General features: G+C 70.8%; 15 protein-coding genes and 1 riboswitch. Of the genes, 13 read left to right on the forward strand and 2 right to left on the reverse strand.

Annotation, left to right across the window (positions count from 1 at the left end; genetic code table 11):
- Positions 1–95: 95 nt before the first annotated feature.
- Complete coding sequence (locus CP970_RS36695; protein ID WP_063806094.1) at positions 96–1,622, forward strand: FAD-binding oxidoreductase; 1,527 nt, start codon at positions 96–98, stop codon at positions 1,620–1,622.
- A gap of 15 nt (positions 1,623–1,637) precedes the next feature.
- Here CP970_RS36695 and CP970_RS36700 read toward each other — a convergent pair whose 3' ends face one another.
- Positions 1,638–2,252 (reverse strand): TetR/AcrR family transcriptional regulator, encoded by a 615-nt coding sequence (locus CP970_RS36700; RefSeq protein WP_055547761.1) that lies wholly within the window; start codon positions 2,250–2,252, stop codon positions 1,638–1,640.
- A 99-nt stretch (positions 2,253–2,351) separates the two neighbouring features.
- Between CP970_RS36700 and CP970_RS36705 the strand changes: the two genes are divergently transcribed.
- From CP970_RS36705 to CP970_RS36760, 12 genes are all read left to right on the forward strand, one after another.
- A complete protein-coding gene (locus CP970_RS36705) occupies positions 2,352–3,191 on the forward strand; it encodes an SDR family NAD(P)-dependent oxidoreductase (RefSeq protein ID WP_063806093.1) in 840 nt (279 codons plus the stop codon).
- A complete protein-coding gene (locus CP970_RS36710) occupies positions 3,191–3,712 on the forward strand; it encodes a VOC family protein (protein WP_055547757.1) in 522 nt (173 codons plus the stop codon). Before CP970_RS36705 ends, CP970_RS36710 begins: the two co-directional genes overlap by 1 nt.
- Positions 3,713–3,880: 168 nt before the next feature.
- A riboswitch (FMN riboswitch) is annotated at positions 3,881–4,011 on the forward strand.
- 212 nt (positions 4,012–4,223) lie between these two features.
- A complete protein-coding gene (gene ribD, locus CP970_RS36715; protein ID WP_055547755.1) occupies positions 4,224–5,282 on the forward strand; it encodes a bifunctional diaminohydroxyphosphoribosylaminopyrimidine deaminase/5-amino-6-(5-phosphoribosylamino)uracil reductase RibD in 1,059 nt (352 codons plus the stop codon).
- A gap of 1 nt (position 5,283) precedes the next feature.
- Positions 5,284–5,904, forward strand: coding sequence for a riboflavin synthase (locus tag CP970_RS36720; RefSeq protein WP_055547753.1), 621 nt, complete (start codon positions 5,284–5,286; stop codon positions 5,902–5,904).
- A 44-nt stretch (positions 5,905–5,948) separates the two neighbouring features.
- A complete protein-coding gene (locus tag CP970_RS36725; protein WP_055547771.1) occupies positions 5,949–6,548 on the forward strand; it encodes a nicotinamide mononucleotide transporter family protein in 600 nt (199 codons plus the stop codon).
- On the forward strand, positions 6,545–7,834 hold the full coding sequence (locus CP970_RS36730) for a bifunctional 3,4-dihydroxy-2-butanone-4-phosphate synthase/GTP cyclohydrolase II (protein WP_055547751.1): 1,290 nt from the start codon (positions 6,545–6,547) through the stop codon (positions 7,832–7,834). Before CP970_RS36725 ends, CP970_RS36730 begins: the two co-directional genes overlap by 4 nt.
- 31 nt (positions 7,835–7,865) lie before the next feature.
- Positions 7,866–8,351 carry a 6,7-dimethyl-8-ribityllumazine synthase gene (ribH, locus tag CP970_RS36735; protein ID WP_055547749.1) on the forward strand — a complete coding sequence of 162 codons (486 nt, stop codon included), beginning with the start codon at positions 7,866–7,868 and terminating at the stop codon, positions 8,349–8,351.
- A 35-nt stretch (positions 8,352–8,386) separates the two neighbouring features.
- Positions 8,387–8,659 (forward strand): phosphoribosyl-ATP diphosphatase, encoded by a 273-nt coding sequence (locus tag CP970_RS36740; RefSeq protein WP_055547747.1) that lies wholly within the window; start codon positions 8,387–8,389, stop codon positions 8,657–8,659.
- A 54-nt stretch (positions 8,660–8,713) separates the two neighbouring features.
- Entirely contained in the window at positions 8,714–9,562 is an 849-nt protein-coding gene (hisG, locus tag CP970_RS36745) for an ATP phosphoribosyltransferase (protein ID WP_055547745.1), read from the forward strand.
- 20 nt (positions 9,563–9,582) lie between these two features.
- Positions 9,583–10,032: a PH domain-containing protein gene (locus CP970_RS36750; RefSeq protein ID WP_150494456.1), complete on the forward strand. Its 450-nt coding sequence runs from the start codon at positions 9,583–9,585 to the stop codon at positions 10,030–10,032.
- 198 nt (positions 10,033–10,230) lie between these two features.
- Positions 10,231–11,574 (forward strand): hemolysin family protein, encoded by a 1,344-nt coding sequence (locus tag CP970_RS36755; RefSeq protein WP_150494458.1) that lies wholly within the window; start codon positions 10,231–10,233, stop codon positions 11,572–11,574.
- Positions 11,571–12,644, forward strand: a complete 1,074-nt coding sequence (locus CP970_RS36760; protein WP_055556124.1) for a hemolysin family protein — start codon at positions 11,571–11,573, stop codon at positions 12,642–12,644. Before CP970_RS36755 ends, CP970_RS36760 begins: the two co-directional genes overlap by 4 nt.
- 20 nt (positions 12,645–12,664) lie before the next feature.
- Here CP970_RS36760 and CP970_RS36765 read toward each other — a convergent pair whose 3' ends face one another.
- A complete protein-coding gene (locus CP970_RS36765; protein ID WP_055556126.1) occupies positions 12,665–14,548 on the reverse strand; it encodes an AAA family ATPase in 1,884 nt (627 codons plus the stop codon).
- Positions 14,549–14,934 lie beyond the last annotated feature (386 nt).

The raw sequence follows: 14,934 nt of genomic DNA on the forward strand, positions 1-14,934 counted from the left end.
GGTTTAGAGCGGACTTACCAACGCGTGAGAGGTTCACCCGACTTGGGGCCGGCGGCACCCGCGGCCCCACGTCTTCGAGGGGAGAACCACAGCACATGGCAACACGAAGGCAAGTCCTGCGCGGCGCGACGGCGGGCATCACTCTGGCGGCGACCGCCCCCATGCTCGGATGGGCCGGCGGTGCGAGCGCCGTCACGGCGGTGGACTGGAACAAGCTGGCCGCCGGGCTCGAGGGAGATCTGATCCTGCCCTCGGACAGCGGCTACGCGCAGGCCAAGAAGCTGCACTTCAGCATGTACGACAGCACCTCACCGGCGGCGGTGGCGTACTGCCAAGGCGCCGCCGACGTCCAGCTGTGCCTGGCGTTCGCGCAGCAGAACGACATCGCGGCGGTGCCCCGTTCCGGCGGCCACAGCTTCGGTGGCTTCTCCACGACCACCGGCCTGGTCATCGACGTGTCCCGGCTCAACGGCATCCAGGTCGGCGGCTCGACGACCGTCCTGGGCCCGGGAGTCCAGACGGTCGACGCCCTGGACGCCTTGGCCGGGCACGGCCTCGCGCTCGCCGGTGGCCTGCACGGTTCCGTCGCGGCCGGCGGGTTCGTGCACGGCGGCGGCATAGGCTGGCAGACCCGCTCCTTCGGCGTGGCCAGCGACGCGCTCGTCTCGGCACAGGTCGTGCTCGCCGACGGCCGGGTGGTGACCTGTTCCAAGGACAGCGAACCCGATCTGTTCTGGGCGCTGCGCGGCGGAGGCGGCGGCAACTTCGGCATCGTCACCCGTTACGAACGGCGGCCCGCCAAGGCCTCCACCATGGTCAACTTCAAGCTGGCGTGGGCCTGGAGCGACGTGGAGCGCGTCATCGAGGCCTGGCAGCAGTGGGCGCCGACCACGCCGTGGACGCTCGGCTCGCGCTGGATCGTGTCCCAGCTGGACACATCGCCGGGCGCGCCCGAGCCCATCGTGTGGGTGGACGGCTCGTTCCTCGGCACGCCGGAGGCGCTCGCGCCGCTCCTGGACGATCTCGCGGCCGCGGTGGGGCGGGCGCCCGACACCCGCTCCAGCACCCGATTCAGCTTCCTGGAAGGGATGCTGGACTGGTTCGGCTGCTCGGGCAAGACGGTCGCGCAGTGCCACACGGAGGGGTACTCGCCCGACGCCGTCATGCCGCGCAACAACTTCATCGTGGACCGCAGCAGGCTCTTCTCCCAGGGCCTGTCGAAGAGCGCGATCAGCCAGCTGCTCGCGGCGTTCACCGCCTCGCCGCGCGCGGGCCAGCTGCGTTTCGTGCAGGCCCTTGCGCTCGGGGGCAAGGCCAACACGGTGGGCCGCACCGACACCGCGTACGTTCACCGCACCGCCCAATTCACCCTGAACTGGACCGTCGGCACGGTGGACGCGACCCCCGTGCAGGAGGACCGGGACGCGGCACGCGCGTGGATCAAGGGAGGCTTCGACGCGGTCGACCCGTTCTCGCTGCGCGAGACGTACCAGAACTACATCGATCCGGAGCTGCGGGACTGGAAGACCTCGTACTACGCGGAGAACTACGCGCGCCTCGCCGACATCAAGCGGGCCTACGACCCGAACGGCTTCTTCTGCTTCGCCCAGGCCATCCAGTGAGTCCGTCGGGGCCGCTCAGCCCTGCTCCGGGTGCTGCTGCGGCGGCACGCCGTCGCCTTCGAGCAGCAGCTTGGTGATCCCGCTGAAGTAGGGCAGCACGTCCTCCAGCGTGGCCGAGGTGAGTGCGGTCGAGTGCAGAGCCGTGCGCATGATGCCCATGCCGAGCAGACAGGCCACCAGCATCTCCGCGCGCAGTGCCGCGTCCTGGCCGTGCACCTGCTTGATGAGTCCTTCGATGTGGCCCGCGTCCACCTGGCGTTCGAGGCTCTGCCGGGCCGGGCCGTGCGAGGGCGAGCGCAACAGCATGACGAGCGGATGCTCGCCGGCGAACTGGGACCAGTCCTGGAAGACGACTGATTCGAGCATGCCGGCGGGCAGTTCGCTGAGCGGCCCCGACATCACCTGCCCGAGCACCTCGTGGTCGACGCACGCCTCCTCGAACAGGGCGCGCTTGGAGCCGAAGTACCGGAACACGAGAGCGGGATCGACGTGGGCGTCGTGGGCGATGTCCCGCACGGTGGTCCCGTCGTAGCCGAACTGTGCGAATCGGATGCGGGCCGCGTTCAGGAGTGCGGCGCGGGTGTTGGCGCGATCCCGCTTCTGCACGGTCGGCTCTTGGTCGGTTGCCATCGTCGGCTCCTTATGTCATCAACTGTTGACATGCTAGCTCAGGGCTCCTACGCTGAGCGAGTCATCATCGGGTGACTTACCATTCTGAAAGGGTTCGGAATGCAGACCGTTGTCATTACAGGTGGAACTGACGGCCTAGGTCGTGGCCTGGCTTTGCATTACCTCAATGAGGGTGCAAGGGTGATCGCGATCGGGAGTACACCCGAAAAGGGTGAGGCTCTTGTCGCCGAGGCCAAGAAGCTGTCGGCGGAGGGGCAGGTGCATTTCCTGCGGGCCGATCTGACCTCGGTCGCCTCGACCCGCCGCCTGGTCGAGGAGATCGAGAACACGTACGCGTCGGTGGACAAGCTGATCCTCTGCGCGCAGCGCTACCGCCTCTTCGGGAAGCGTTCGGTGACCCCGGAGGGCTATGAGCACAGCTTCGCCCTCGCCTACCTCAGCCGCTTCGTCCTCAGTTACGGCCTGCTGGACGCGCTGCGCTGCACCAAGCAGCCAGTGATCATGAATGTGGGCACGCCCGGGATCGGCCTCGGCAAGATCCAATGGGACGACCTGCAGCTGGAGCGGGGTTACAACGGCAACAAGGCCACGCTGCAGTCCTTCCGGGCCAACGACCTGCTGGGCGTCGCCTTCGCCGAGGAGAACGCGAGCGGTTCGGTCTCCTACATCGGCTACAACCCCGGAGTGGTCTCCACGGGGATGCCGAACTCGCTGCCGCTGCCGCTGAAGATCATGACGAAGGCGACCTTCGCCATCGCGGCCACGCCGGTGCGCAAGGCGGTCCTCCCCATGGTGGAGCTGCTCGACAATCCGCCGCGCGAGACCTTCACGGCGCACTGGAAGAAGAAGCCCGTGAAGCTCCAGGGCAACAAGGCCTTCGACCTTGCCGATGCGCGCCGCCTCAAACTGGTGACGGAAGAACTGGTGGGGACGCGATAATGGTGGCGGGCATGCCTGCGATACCGGCTTTTCCGGACGGTCAGCTACAGCAGCTCGGCTACGTCGTCGAGAACCTTGACGACGCCGTGCAGAAATTCAAGGAAACGCTCGGAGTGCCCAGCTTCTACATCTGGCGGGACCTCGCGGCCGGAATGACCGAGAAGACGTATCGCGGTGATGAGGCCGATTTCCAGTTCTCCTGCGCCTTCGGCTATTCCGGAGACATCATGGTGGAGCTGATCCAGCATGACTCGGGCGAGAGCATTTTCAAGGACTGGCTGAACGAGCGAGGCCCCGGGCTGCACCACGTGTGCTTCCTCATGCCCGACGGCGGTCATTTCACGGACGCCGTCCAGGCGATGGCGGACCGCGGGCACCCGGTGGCCATGTCCGGCCGGGCGGGAGACGCCCGGTTCAGCTACGCGGACACTGTCGACCTCTTCGGTGTCTACACCGAACTGGCCTATGGCCCGCCGGAGTTCCTCGCCGCCTTCGACAAGATCAAGAGCGGCGACTCCTGAACGGGGTCGGCTGAGTGGTCGGCGGGGTGGCGGTGGCCGGGCCAGGAGGTGGCCGCGGAGACGTGTGGGAGGCGGGTGCACCGGCCCCCGCACCCCTGTGAGCCAGGCCACAGTCGCTCACTCACATGGCCGACGATCAGGCGTGGCACACTGGCCTCGTACCAGAAGCAGCGCACTCCGGGGTCGGTGTAATTCCGAACCGGCGGTTATAGTCCGCGACCCGGTCGCCTCCAGCGACCGGTTGACCAGGTGAAATTCCTGGACCGACGGTGAAAGTCCGGATGGGAGGCAGTGCGCGGCGGGCGGGCATCCTTGCACGCCGCCGTAGTGGCTTGTTCCTGGATCTTCCAGGGACGGTTCTCGGGATTTCCCGGGCACAGGTGTCATTCCGGCGCAGGCGTCGCTCCCGGTGTGCTCGTCCGTACGTTCTGTCGTCATCGACAGGCCCCGGAGTCCGTGCCCGAAGAGGCAGGAGGACCCGGTGGCCACCGCCGTAACCGAAGCAGCAGCCATGCGTCGCGCAGTCGCGCTCGCAGCGCTCGGTCTCGGAGCCACGAGCCCCAATCCGGTCGTCGGCTGCGTCATCCTCGACGCCGCGGGCGAGACCGTCGGCGAGGGCTGGCACCGGCGCGCGGGCGGCCCGCACGCCGAGGTGCACGCCCTGCGCGCGGCCGGTGAGCGGGCCCGCGGCGGCACCGCCCTCGTCACCCTCGAACCCTGCAACCACACCGGCCGCACAGGGCCCTGCGCGCAGGCCCTCATCGACGCGGGGATCGCCCGCGTGGTGTTCGCGGTCGGCGACCCCAACCCCACCGCGACCGGCGGCGCGCACACCCTGCGCGCGGCGGGAATCGACGTGGCGCAGGGCCTCCTGGAGGCCGAGGCCGCCGCGGGGAACGCCGCCTGGCTGACCGCCGTGCGGCTCGGCCGCCCGTACGTCACCTGGAAGTACGCCGCCACGCTCGACGGCCGCAGCGCCGCGGCCGACGGCACGAGCCGCTGGATCACCTCCGCCGAGTCCCGCGCCGACGTCCACCGGCTGCGCGCCGAGTGCGACGCGGTCGTCGTGGGCTCCGGCACCCAGCGCGCCGACGACCCGCACCTCGCCGTGCGCGGCATCGAGGGCGCGGTCCAGCCGCTGCGCGTCGTCCTCGACACGAACGGCACGGCCGTCACGCCCGGCGCCCGCGTCCTGGACGGCGCGGCGCCGACGCTGATCGCCGTCGCCGAGGACGCCACCCCCGCGTACGAAGCCGTGGAGACGGTCCGACTCCCGCGCACGGAGGGCGGGTTGGACATCCCCGCCCTCCTGGACGTGCTCCACGCGCGCGGGGTGCGGTCCGTCCTGCTCGAAGGAGGCCCGACGCTCGCCGGGGCGTTCGTCGCCGCGGGCGCCGTCGACCGCGTCGTCGGCTATCTCGCCCCCGTCCTGCTCGGCGCGGGCACCGCCGTCCTGACCGGCGGCGGAATCACCACCATCACCGAAGCGTTGCGGCTCGACATGAGCGAGACCGTGCGCATCGGCCCCGACCTGCGCATCACCGCGACCCTCGTAGCGAAGGAGCACTGACGTGTTCACCGGAATCGTCGAAGAGCTGGGCGAGATCACCGCCGTCGAGAACCTCCCCGACGCCTCCCGCTTCCGCCTGCGAGGACCCGTGGTGACCGAGGGCGCGAAACACGGTGACTCCATCGCCGTCAACGGCGTCTGTCTGACCGTCGTGGAGCACGAGGGCGACGAGTTCACCGCCGACGTGATGGCCGAGACCCTCAACCGCTCCAGCCTCGGCGCGCTCGCCGTCGGCTCCCGCGTCAACCTGGAGCGCCCCACCTCGGTCGGCGCGCGCCTGGGCGGCCACATCGTGCAGGGCCACGTCGACGGCACCGGCGAGATCGTCGAGCGCAAGCCGTCCGAGAACTGGGAGATCGTCAAGGTCTCCCTGCCCGCCGACCTCTCGCGCTACGTCGTCGAGAAGGGCTCCATCACGGTCGACGGCGTCAGCCTCACCGTCGTCGACGCGGGCCCCGACCACTTCACCATCAGTCTCATCCCCACGACCCTCGCGCTGACCACGCTCGGCATCAAGCAGCCCGGCGACCCGGTCAACCTCGAGGTCGACATCATCGCCAAGTACGTGGAGCGCCTCCTCGGCGACCGCGCGCAGGTCCCGGATCGGGAGGCCACCCAGTGAACTGGCTCAACTCCGAAGCCTTCACGGCCTTCGACCAGCACATCATGTGGTCCGACATGATCGGCAACACCGTCGGCCTGATCGCCCTCGCGCTCGGCTGGCGGCGCTCGATCTGGACCTGGCCCGCCCAGTTCCTCTCCGGCGTCATCCTCGTCGCCGCGTACGCCTCCGCGCAGCTGTCCGGCGGCGTCGGCAAGCAGCTCCTCGTCATCGGCGTCGCGCTGTGGGGCTGGCGGCAGTGGACGCGCGGCAGGCAGCAGGCGCAGGACGGCTCCATCGCCATCCGCTTCGCCACCTGGAAGGAGCGGGGCGTCCTGCTCGCGGGCACCGCGGTCGGCACGCTCGCCGTCGGCGCCCTGTTCAGCGCCGTCCCCGACCTGTCCTGGAACCCCTGGCCGGACGCCTACATCTTCGTCGGCACGCTCGCCGCGATGGTCGCCCAGGCCCGCGGGCTCGTCGAGTTCTGGTTCGCCTGGCTGCTCGTCGACGTGGTCGGCGTGCCGCTCGCCTTCAGCAGCGGCCTGGCCTTCTCCGGCCTGGTCTACGTCGTCTACCTCGCCCTCGTCCTCTGGGGCATGCGCGACTGGTGGCTGCGCTCCCGCGCGGCGGCCTCGCAGCCCGTCATGGAAGGAGCCCCGGCATGACCGTGGCACCGGTCTGGTACAGCACCGACAACGCCGAAGACCTCTCCCTCGACCCCGTCGAGCAGGCCATCCGCGACATCGCGGCGGGCCGCCCCGTCGTGGTCGTCGACGACGAGGACCGCGAGAACGAGGGCGACCTCGTCCTCGCCGCCGAGAAGGCGACCCCCGAGATCATCGCCTTCATGATGAGCGAGTGCCGCGGCCTGATCTGCGCGCCCATGGAGACCGACGAGCTCGACCGGCTCCGCCTGCCGCAGATGGTCGAGCACAACACCGAGTCGATGAGCACGGCCTTCACCGTCTCCGTCGACGCCTCGGCGGCGCACGGCGTCAGCACCGGCATCTCCGCCGCCGACCGCGCCACCACGCTCCGCCTTCTGGCGGGCGGCGAGGCCACGGCGGACGACTTCGTGCGCCCGGGGCACGTCTTCCCGCTGCGCGCCAGGCCCGGCGGCGTGCTCGTGCGCAACGGCCACACCGAGGCCGCCGTCGACCTCGCCAGGCTCGCGGGCCTTCGCCCCGCCGGGGCCATCGTGGAGATCGCGGGCGAGGACGGGAAGATGCTCCGCCTGCCCGAGCTGGTCCCCTTCGCGCGCAAGCACGGCCTGACGATCATCTCCATCGAGGACCTGATCGCCTACCGCCGCTCCTCGGAGCCGACCGTCCGCCGCGAGGCCGAGGTCCGTCTCCCGACCGCCTTCGGCGACTTCACGGCGTACGGCTACCGCTCCACCGTCGACGGCGTCGAGCACGTCGCCCTGGTGCACGGAGACATCGGCGAGGGCGACGACGTCCTGGCCCGGCTGCACTCCGAGTGCCTCACCGGCGACATCTTCCACTCGCTGCGCTGCGACTGCGGCCCGCAGCTGGAGGCGTCCATGCGGCGCGTCACCGAGGAGGGCCGCGGCGTCATCGTCTATCTGCGCGGCCACGAGGGGCGCGGCATCGGCCTGCTCTCCAAGCTGCGCGCCTACGAGCTGCAGGAGCGCGGCAGCGACACCCTGGACGCCAACCTGGAGCTCGGCCTGCCCGCCGACTCCCGGGACTACGGCGCGGGCGCCCGGATCCTCGACGACCTCGGCGTACGCAGCGTCCGGCTGATGACCAACAACCCCGACAAGACCGCCGCGGTCCTGCGGCACGGCCTGAAGGTCACCGGGCGCGAGCCCATGCCCGTCAAGGCCGGCGAGCACAACCTGCGCTACCTGCGCACCAAGCGGGACCGCATGGGCCACGACCTGCCGTGGCTGGACACCCCCGGTGTCTCGGCCTGCGGAAACCAGTAACACTCACCACGAGAGCGACCAGGAGAAGCGCGTGAGCGGCAAGGGTGCACCCGAACTGAGCGTGAAGAACTGCGGCGACCTGCGGGTCGCGGTGATCGCCGCGCAGTGGCACGAGAAGGTCATGGACGGCCTGGTGGACGGCGCCCTGCGCGCCCTGCACGAGCTCGGCATCAGCGAGCCGACGGTCCTTCGCGTGCCGGGCAGCTTCGAGCTGCCGGTCGTCGCGAAGGTCCTCGCCGGACGCGGCTACGACGCGATCGTCGCGCTCGGCGTCGTCATCCGCGGCGGCACACCGCACTTCGAGTACGTGTGCCAGGGCGTCACCCAGGGCCTCACCCAGGTCTCCGTCGACACCGGGGTCCCGATCGGCTTCGGCGTGCTGACCTGCGACACCGAGGAGCAGGCCCTGGACCGCGCGGGCATCGAGGGATCCCGCGAGGACAAGGGGCACGAAGCGGTCACCGCGGCCGTGGCGACCGCCACCACGCTGCGCACCGTCTCCGAGCCCTGGCGCTGAGCGGCCCCGCACGGCCGCGTAGAGTGAACGGCATCATGTCCAAGAAGACTTTCGAGGAGCTCTTCGCCGAGCTCCAGCACAAGGCCGTCAACGGCGACCCCGCGACCTCCCGCACCGCCGAGCTGGTCGACAAGGGCGTCCATGCCATCGGCAAGAAGGTCGTCGAGGAGGCCGCCGAAGTGTGGATGGCCGCCGAGCACGAGGGCAAGGAAGCCGCCGCCGAGGAGATCTCGCAGCTCCTCTACCACGTCCAGGTGATGATGATCGCCCGCGGCATCTCCCTCGACGACGTGTACGCCCACCTCTGAGCCCCGCACCACCGGCTCGCCCGACTCACCCATCACGCAAAGGAATCCGACCTCATGCTGCGCATCGCCGTCCCCAACAAGGGTTCACTGTCCGGACCTGCGTCGGCGATGCTCCATGAGGCCGGATACCAGCAGCGCAAGGAGTCCAAGGAACTCGTCCTGGTCGACCCGGACAACGAGGTCGAGTTCTTCTACCTGCGCCCCAAGGACATCGCGATCTACGTCTCGGCGGGCAAGCTCGACATCGGCATCACCGGACAGGACCTCCTGATCGACTCCGGCGCCGAGGCCGAGGTGATCCTGCCGCTCGGCTTCGCCCGCTCCACCTTCCGCTTCGCCGCCAAGCCCGGCACCGCGAACGGCATCGAGGACCTGGCGGGCAAGACCGTCGCCACCTCGTACGAGGGAATCGTCGCCAAGCACCTCGCGAACAGCGGAGTCGACGCGTCCGTCGTCCACCTGGACGGCGCCGTCGAGACCGCCATCGAGCTGGGCGTCGCCCAGGTCATCGCGGACGTCGTGGAGACCGGCACCTCGCTCCGGAACGCGGGCCTCGAGGTCTTCGGCGAGCCGATCATGAAGTCCGAGGCGGTCGTCATCCGGCGCTCCGGCGCCGACGCGGACGACCCCAAGGTGCAGCAGTTCCTGCGCCGCCTCCAGGGCGTCCTGGTCGCCAGGTCGTACGTGATGATGGACTACGACTGCCGCGCCGAGCACCTGGAGCAGGCCGTCGCCCTCACCCCGGGCCTGGAGTCGCCGACCATCTCCCCGCTGCACAACGAGGGCTGGGTGGCCGTCCGCTCCATGGTCCCCGCCAAGGAAGCCCAGCGGATCATGGACGACCTGTACGCCATCGGCGCGCGGGCCATCCTGACCACCGCCATCCACGCCTGCCGCCTCTGACCCGGCAGGAGACCCCCGCCATGACCGACGCTCCCGCCCCGCCCGCCCTGCCCGTCACCTTCCGGCCGACGCGTACCCGGGCCGTCCTGCTCACCGCGGGCGCCGCGATGTTCGTGGTCATCACGGCCGTCGCCTTCCTGCTGCCCACGCTCAGCCCGGGGGAGCGGACCAGCTTCGTCTTCACCGGCGCGCTGCTCTTCGGCGTGCTCGTGCTGCTCAGCAGGCCCAAGGTGGTCGCCGACGAATCCGGCGTCACCGTCGTCAACATCGCCACCAGGCGGCGCCTTGCCTGGGCCGAGATCGTGCAGGTCAACCTCCGCCCCGGCGACCCCTGGGTGTTCCTGAACCTGAGCGACGGCACCAGCCTGCCCGCCCTCGGCATCCAGCCGGGCATCGCCAGGCAGCAGGCGATCGGCGACGCCCGCGCCCTGCGCGCCCTCGTCGACGCCCGTACGGCTCGCGGGGACTGACGCCGCGCACCCGGTCTTGATTAATCTGGTGGCGGGGCACGCATGGTGTGCCGCCCCGCCCCTGCCGGGCCCGCCAGGACCCCAGGGGCTCCTGCTACCCGAGGAGTGACTCCCTCCGGCGATGGACGGATCGTCCTGTAGTACCTGCGCCGCCCCCTCCCGACATACCGGGACCGGCACGACCGGGGAGGCGGCGGCATGACAGTCCCCTTGCTGCTTCTCGGGGCGGCATTCCTGTTGATCCTCGCCAACGGCTTCTTCGTGGCGGCCGAGTTCGGCCTCGTCACCGTGGAACGCCCCGACGCGGAGAAGGCCGCGGCCGACGGTGACCGTCGGGCCCGTACGGTCGTCGGTGCCCTCAAGGAGCTGTCCTTCCAGCTCTCCGGCACCCAACTCGGCATCACCATCACCTCGCTCGTCGTCGGCATGCTCGCCGAACCGGCCCTCGCGCATCTGCTCGCGGGCCCGGTCACGGCGCTCGGCGTCCCGCGCGGCGCGGTCGGCGGCGTTGCCGTGGTGGTCGGCATGCTCCTCGCGTCCGCCGTGCAGATGGTGATCGGCGAACTGGTGCCCAAGAACTGGGCGGTGTCGAGGCCGCTGCAGGTCGCGCGGTTCGTCGCGGGCCCGCAGCACGCCTTCTCGCGGCTCTTCCGGCCGGTGATCGCCCTGCTCAACGCGGTGGCCAACCGTCTCGTACGCGCCCTCGGCGTGGAGCCCGCCGAGGAGCTGGCGTCCGCCCGTACCCCCGGTGAACTGGTCTCCCTGGCCCGGCACTCGGCGCAGGCCGGTGCCCTGGAGCAGGACACCGCCGACCTGTTCGTGCGCACCCTCTCGCTCGCCGAGCTGACCGCGCAGCACGTCATGACGCCGCGCGTGAAGGTCAGCGCCCTGCAGTCGTCGGCGACCGCGGAGGACGTGGTGAACCTGACCAGGGCCACCGGCCTGTCCCGCTTCCCCGTCTACCGCGAGCGGATCGACGAGATCGTCGGCATGGTGCACCTCAAGGACGCCCTCGCGGTGGCCGCCCACGAGCGCCTTCGCACGCCCGTGAGCCGCATCGCGCAGTCTCCGCTGCTCGTCCCCCAGACGCTGCCCGTGCAGCCCCTCCTGGGGCGGCTGCGCAACGAACAGCCCATCGCGGTCGTCGTCGACGAGTACGGCGGCACGGCGGGCGTCGTCACCCTGGAGGACATCGTCGAGGAACTCGTCGGCGAGGTCCGCGACGAGCACGATCTGCACGACGTGCCCGAACTCAGTCCGGCGCCGCCCGAGGACGGCGGCCCCGCCTGGGACGCCGACGGCAGCTGCCGCGTCGACACCCTGCGGCGCGTCGGCCTCGACGTGCCCGAAGGGCCCTACGAGACGGTGGCCGGACTCGTCGCCGACCTGCTCGGCCGCATTCCCGCCCCCGGTGACCGCGCCGAACTCCCGGGCCTGCGGCTCGCGGTGCGCCAGGTGGGGCACTACCGCGCCGAGCGCGTCAGGATCGTCACCACCTCGAACGCCCAGGCCCGCACGTCCGTCGCGGAGGCGGTCCGATGAGCCTGCTGCAACTCCTGTTCGCCGTGCTGCTCGTGCTGACCAACGGCTTCTTCGTGGGCGCCGAGTTCGCGCTCGTCTCCGTACGCCGCAGCCAGATCGAGCCGTTGGATTCCAAGCGGGCCCGCCAGGTCCTGTACGGCCTCGAACACCTGCCACAGATGATGGCTGCGGCCCAGTTCGGCATCACCGTCTGCTCGTTGACGCTCGGCGCGGTCGCCGAGCCGACCGTCGCGCATCTCCTGGAGCCGCTCTTCGAAGCGGCCCACCTGCCCGAGGGCATGATCCACCCGCTCGGCTACGTGATCGCGCTCGCCGTCGTCGTCTTCCTCCACCTCGTCATCGGCGAGATGGTCCCGAAGAACCTCGCGATGGCGGCGCCGGAGAAGACCGCGCTCTGGTTCAGCCCGGGCCTGGTCGCCTTCGCGCGCCTGTGTCGCCCGGTGACGGCGGCGCTCGGCGCCTGCGCCAAGGTCGTTCTCAAGGTCTTCGGGGTGGAGCCCAAGGACGAGGTCGAGGCGGTCTTCACCAGCGAGCAGCTGAACCGCCTGGTCGAGGACTCGGGCCAGGCGGGGCTGCTCGGCCCCGAGGAGCAGGAGCGCCTGGAGGACGCCCTCGAACTGGGCTCGCGCCCGGTGACGGACGTCCTGCTCGACGGCGCTTCGCTGGTCACCGTGGGCCCCTCGGTCACCCCGGGCCAGGTCGTCGAACTCACCGGGCGCACCGGCTACTCGCGCTTCCCGGTCCGCGCGGAGAACGGCGCCTTCATGGGCTACCTCCACGTGAAGGACGTACTGGACCTGGAGGAGACGGACCGCGCCGTTCCGCAGCAGGTGTGGCGCCCGATGACGACCCTGCGGGCCGAACTCCCGCTGGACGACGCCCTGACCGTGATGCGCCGCGCCGCGACGCATCTGGCGCAGGTCGCCGACGGGTCGGGCAAGGTGCTCGGCCTGGTCGCCCTGGAGGACGTCCTGGAACTCCTGGTCGGTGAGGTCCGCGACCCCGCGCACCGGGTGGCGCTGCCGCGGACGCCGTCGCAGGAGGTCAGGGACACCGCACTCGTCAGCTGACCGGCTCGTCCGGGGCGGGCTCAGCCGCTCAGTGGATTCTGCGGCCCCCGCCCCGAGAGCACCTCCCCGTACGCCTGCATCAGATCGGGCAGGCGCAGCGTCGACAGGTCGTCGCGGTCGGGGGCGCCCGGATAGCCGGACAGGCGCAGGTCGCGGTAGGCGCAGCTCTTCTCGTACAGCGTGCGCAGGAAGCGGCCGTTGCCGAGCTCGTCGATCCACGCCTGGTCGACGACGTGCCCGCTGATGGACCGCAGCTCTTCGAGGGCCTCCTCGTCCCACACGTCGCCGTTGTCGGCGGCAAGGACCTCGCCGATGGAGGTGAGTTCCAAGGGGCGGTACGAGGGGAAGTCCACGCGGGTCGTGAAGCGCGAGGAGAGTCCGGGGTTGGCGGCGAGCAGCCGGTCCATGCCCTCGGGGTATCCGGCCAGGATCACCACGAGGTGGTCGCGGTTGTCCTCGGCGCGCTTGAGGAGGACCTGGAGGGCCTCGTCGCCGTACGCGTCCCCCTTGCCGTAGCCCGAGTTGGACAGGGAGTACGCCTCGTCGACGAAGAGGACGCCGCCGATCGCCGAGTCGATCAGGTCGTTGGCCTTGACCGCGGTCTGGCCCAGGTACTCGCCGACCAGATCGGCGCGCTGCGCCTCGACCAGGTGGTCGCCGCCGAGCAGTCCGAGCGCGTAGAAGACCCGGCCGAGGATGCGGGCCACCGTGGTCTTGCCGGTGCCCGAGGGGCCGGAGAAGACGAAGTGTCGTTTCGGCGGCTGCACGGGCAGCCCCTGCGCGGCCCGCAGGCGCGCCATGTTCAACTGCGCGGAGAGCGCCTTGACCTGGCGCTTGACCGGTTCGAGGCCGACCATGCGCTCCAGCTCGGCGAGCGCGGCCTCCAGGAGGGCGGGGTCGGTGGGCCCCGGTGGCAGTTGCGGGGGGCCCGGCTTGATCGGGATGACCGCCTTCTCGCGGACCGCGTCGGTCCCAGAGGGCCCGGGAGGCCCGCCGCCCGGCGGCGGCTCGGGGTCGGTGACCTTCAGGTCCCGGCCCTCGGTGCCGAACAGCGGCTCGATGCCCTCGGGGCCTTCGAGCAGGTCGGGGCCCGCCCCCGCCAGGCTGATCGCGGCGGCCAGATCGGCCGCCTCGTCGTACCCGTCGCCCTCGGCGATCGCCGCGAGCCGCGCGGAGGTGTCCATGAAGGCGGGGTCGACGCGGTGCACCGCGCGGTACAGCGGCAGGGCCGCCGCCGAGCGTCCGGTGCCCTCGTGCGCGCGGGCCAGCCAGTAGCGCAGCTCCTTGCGCTGCGGCTGCTCGCTGCGGCAGCGCATCAGGGCGGCGGACAGGAGCGGATCCGCCTGGCCGTACATCTCCAGGCGCACCCGGGCCATGCCGCCGAAGAGACCGGCCTCGATGCCCAGCATCGGATCGTCGATCAGCGAGTCGGTGTGGCGCACCAACTGGTCCCAGTCCTTGACCAGATAGGACCGGCAGGCGTGCAGGAAGCGCACCTGTGGATCCGCGTCGACCGGCGGCAGTCCGGCGAGCGCCCGGTCGAGCTCGGGCACGTGGCGCCCGTCCAGCCAGTGCGAGGCGTGCGCGAGCAGCAGGTCGCGGGTGCTCTCCAGGACGGGCTGGACCCACCAGCCCAGCCAGTACCAGGAGTTGAGGGTCCGCGCGTGCCGGGCGCGCTGCTCCCCGAACCGGTCCCTGTGCTGGAACATCCGCAGCAGCGCCGTCGTCGTGTCGATGCGCAGCGCGTGCAGCCCCAGCCAGCCGTCGGCCATCCCCGGATCCATCCGCACCGCCGTGCGGAATTCCTCCTCCGCCTGCGGATAGGCGCCCATCGTGTAGGCGTCGACGCCCCTCAGCCAGGCGAGGTCGGCCGGGGCGGGTGAGCCCACCGCGTCGAAGTCCATCACGTCCCCCACAAACCGTGCCCCCGTTTGCGTACCGCCGGGCGGTGCCCGTCGGCCACTTCGCTGAACCGCCGTGCTGCGGACGGGAGTTGACTCGGTGCGCAGAGCATCAGCCGTCCGAAAGGCGCACCGAGATGCATCGTACCTGCGGGGGAGCGGTCGGCCGTAGGGTGCCGCACCGCGAGATCGGGCGCGCGGGGCCGCCGGGGGGCGGGTCCGATGGTGACCCAGCGTGAGCGAACGGCCGCTCGGGGCAGCCGGAAATCGGGCCCGAAAGGCAGAACGAAGCCCCCGATCACGGGGGAACAACCGGGGGCTTCGCGTCTGCGGGCGACCCCGTAGGACCGCACATTCAGAACGTAAGTCCTGTAAGGCCCCTGGGTCAA

It is taken from the genome of Streptomyces kanamyceticus (assembly GCF_008704495.1).
Classification (GTDB): Bacteria; Actinomycetota; Actinomycetes; order Streptomycetales; family Streptomycetaceae; genus Streptomyces; species Streptomyces kanamyceticus.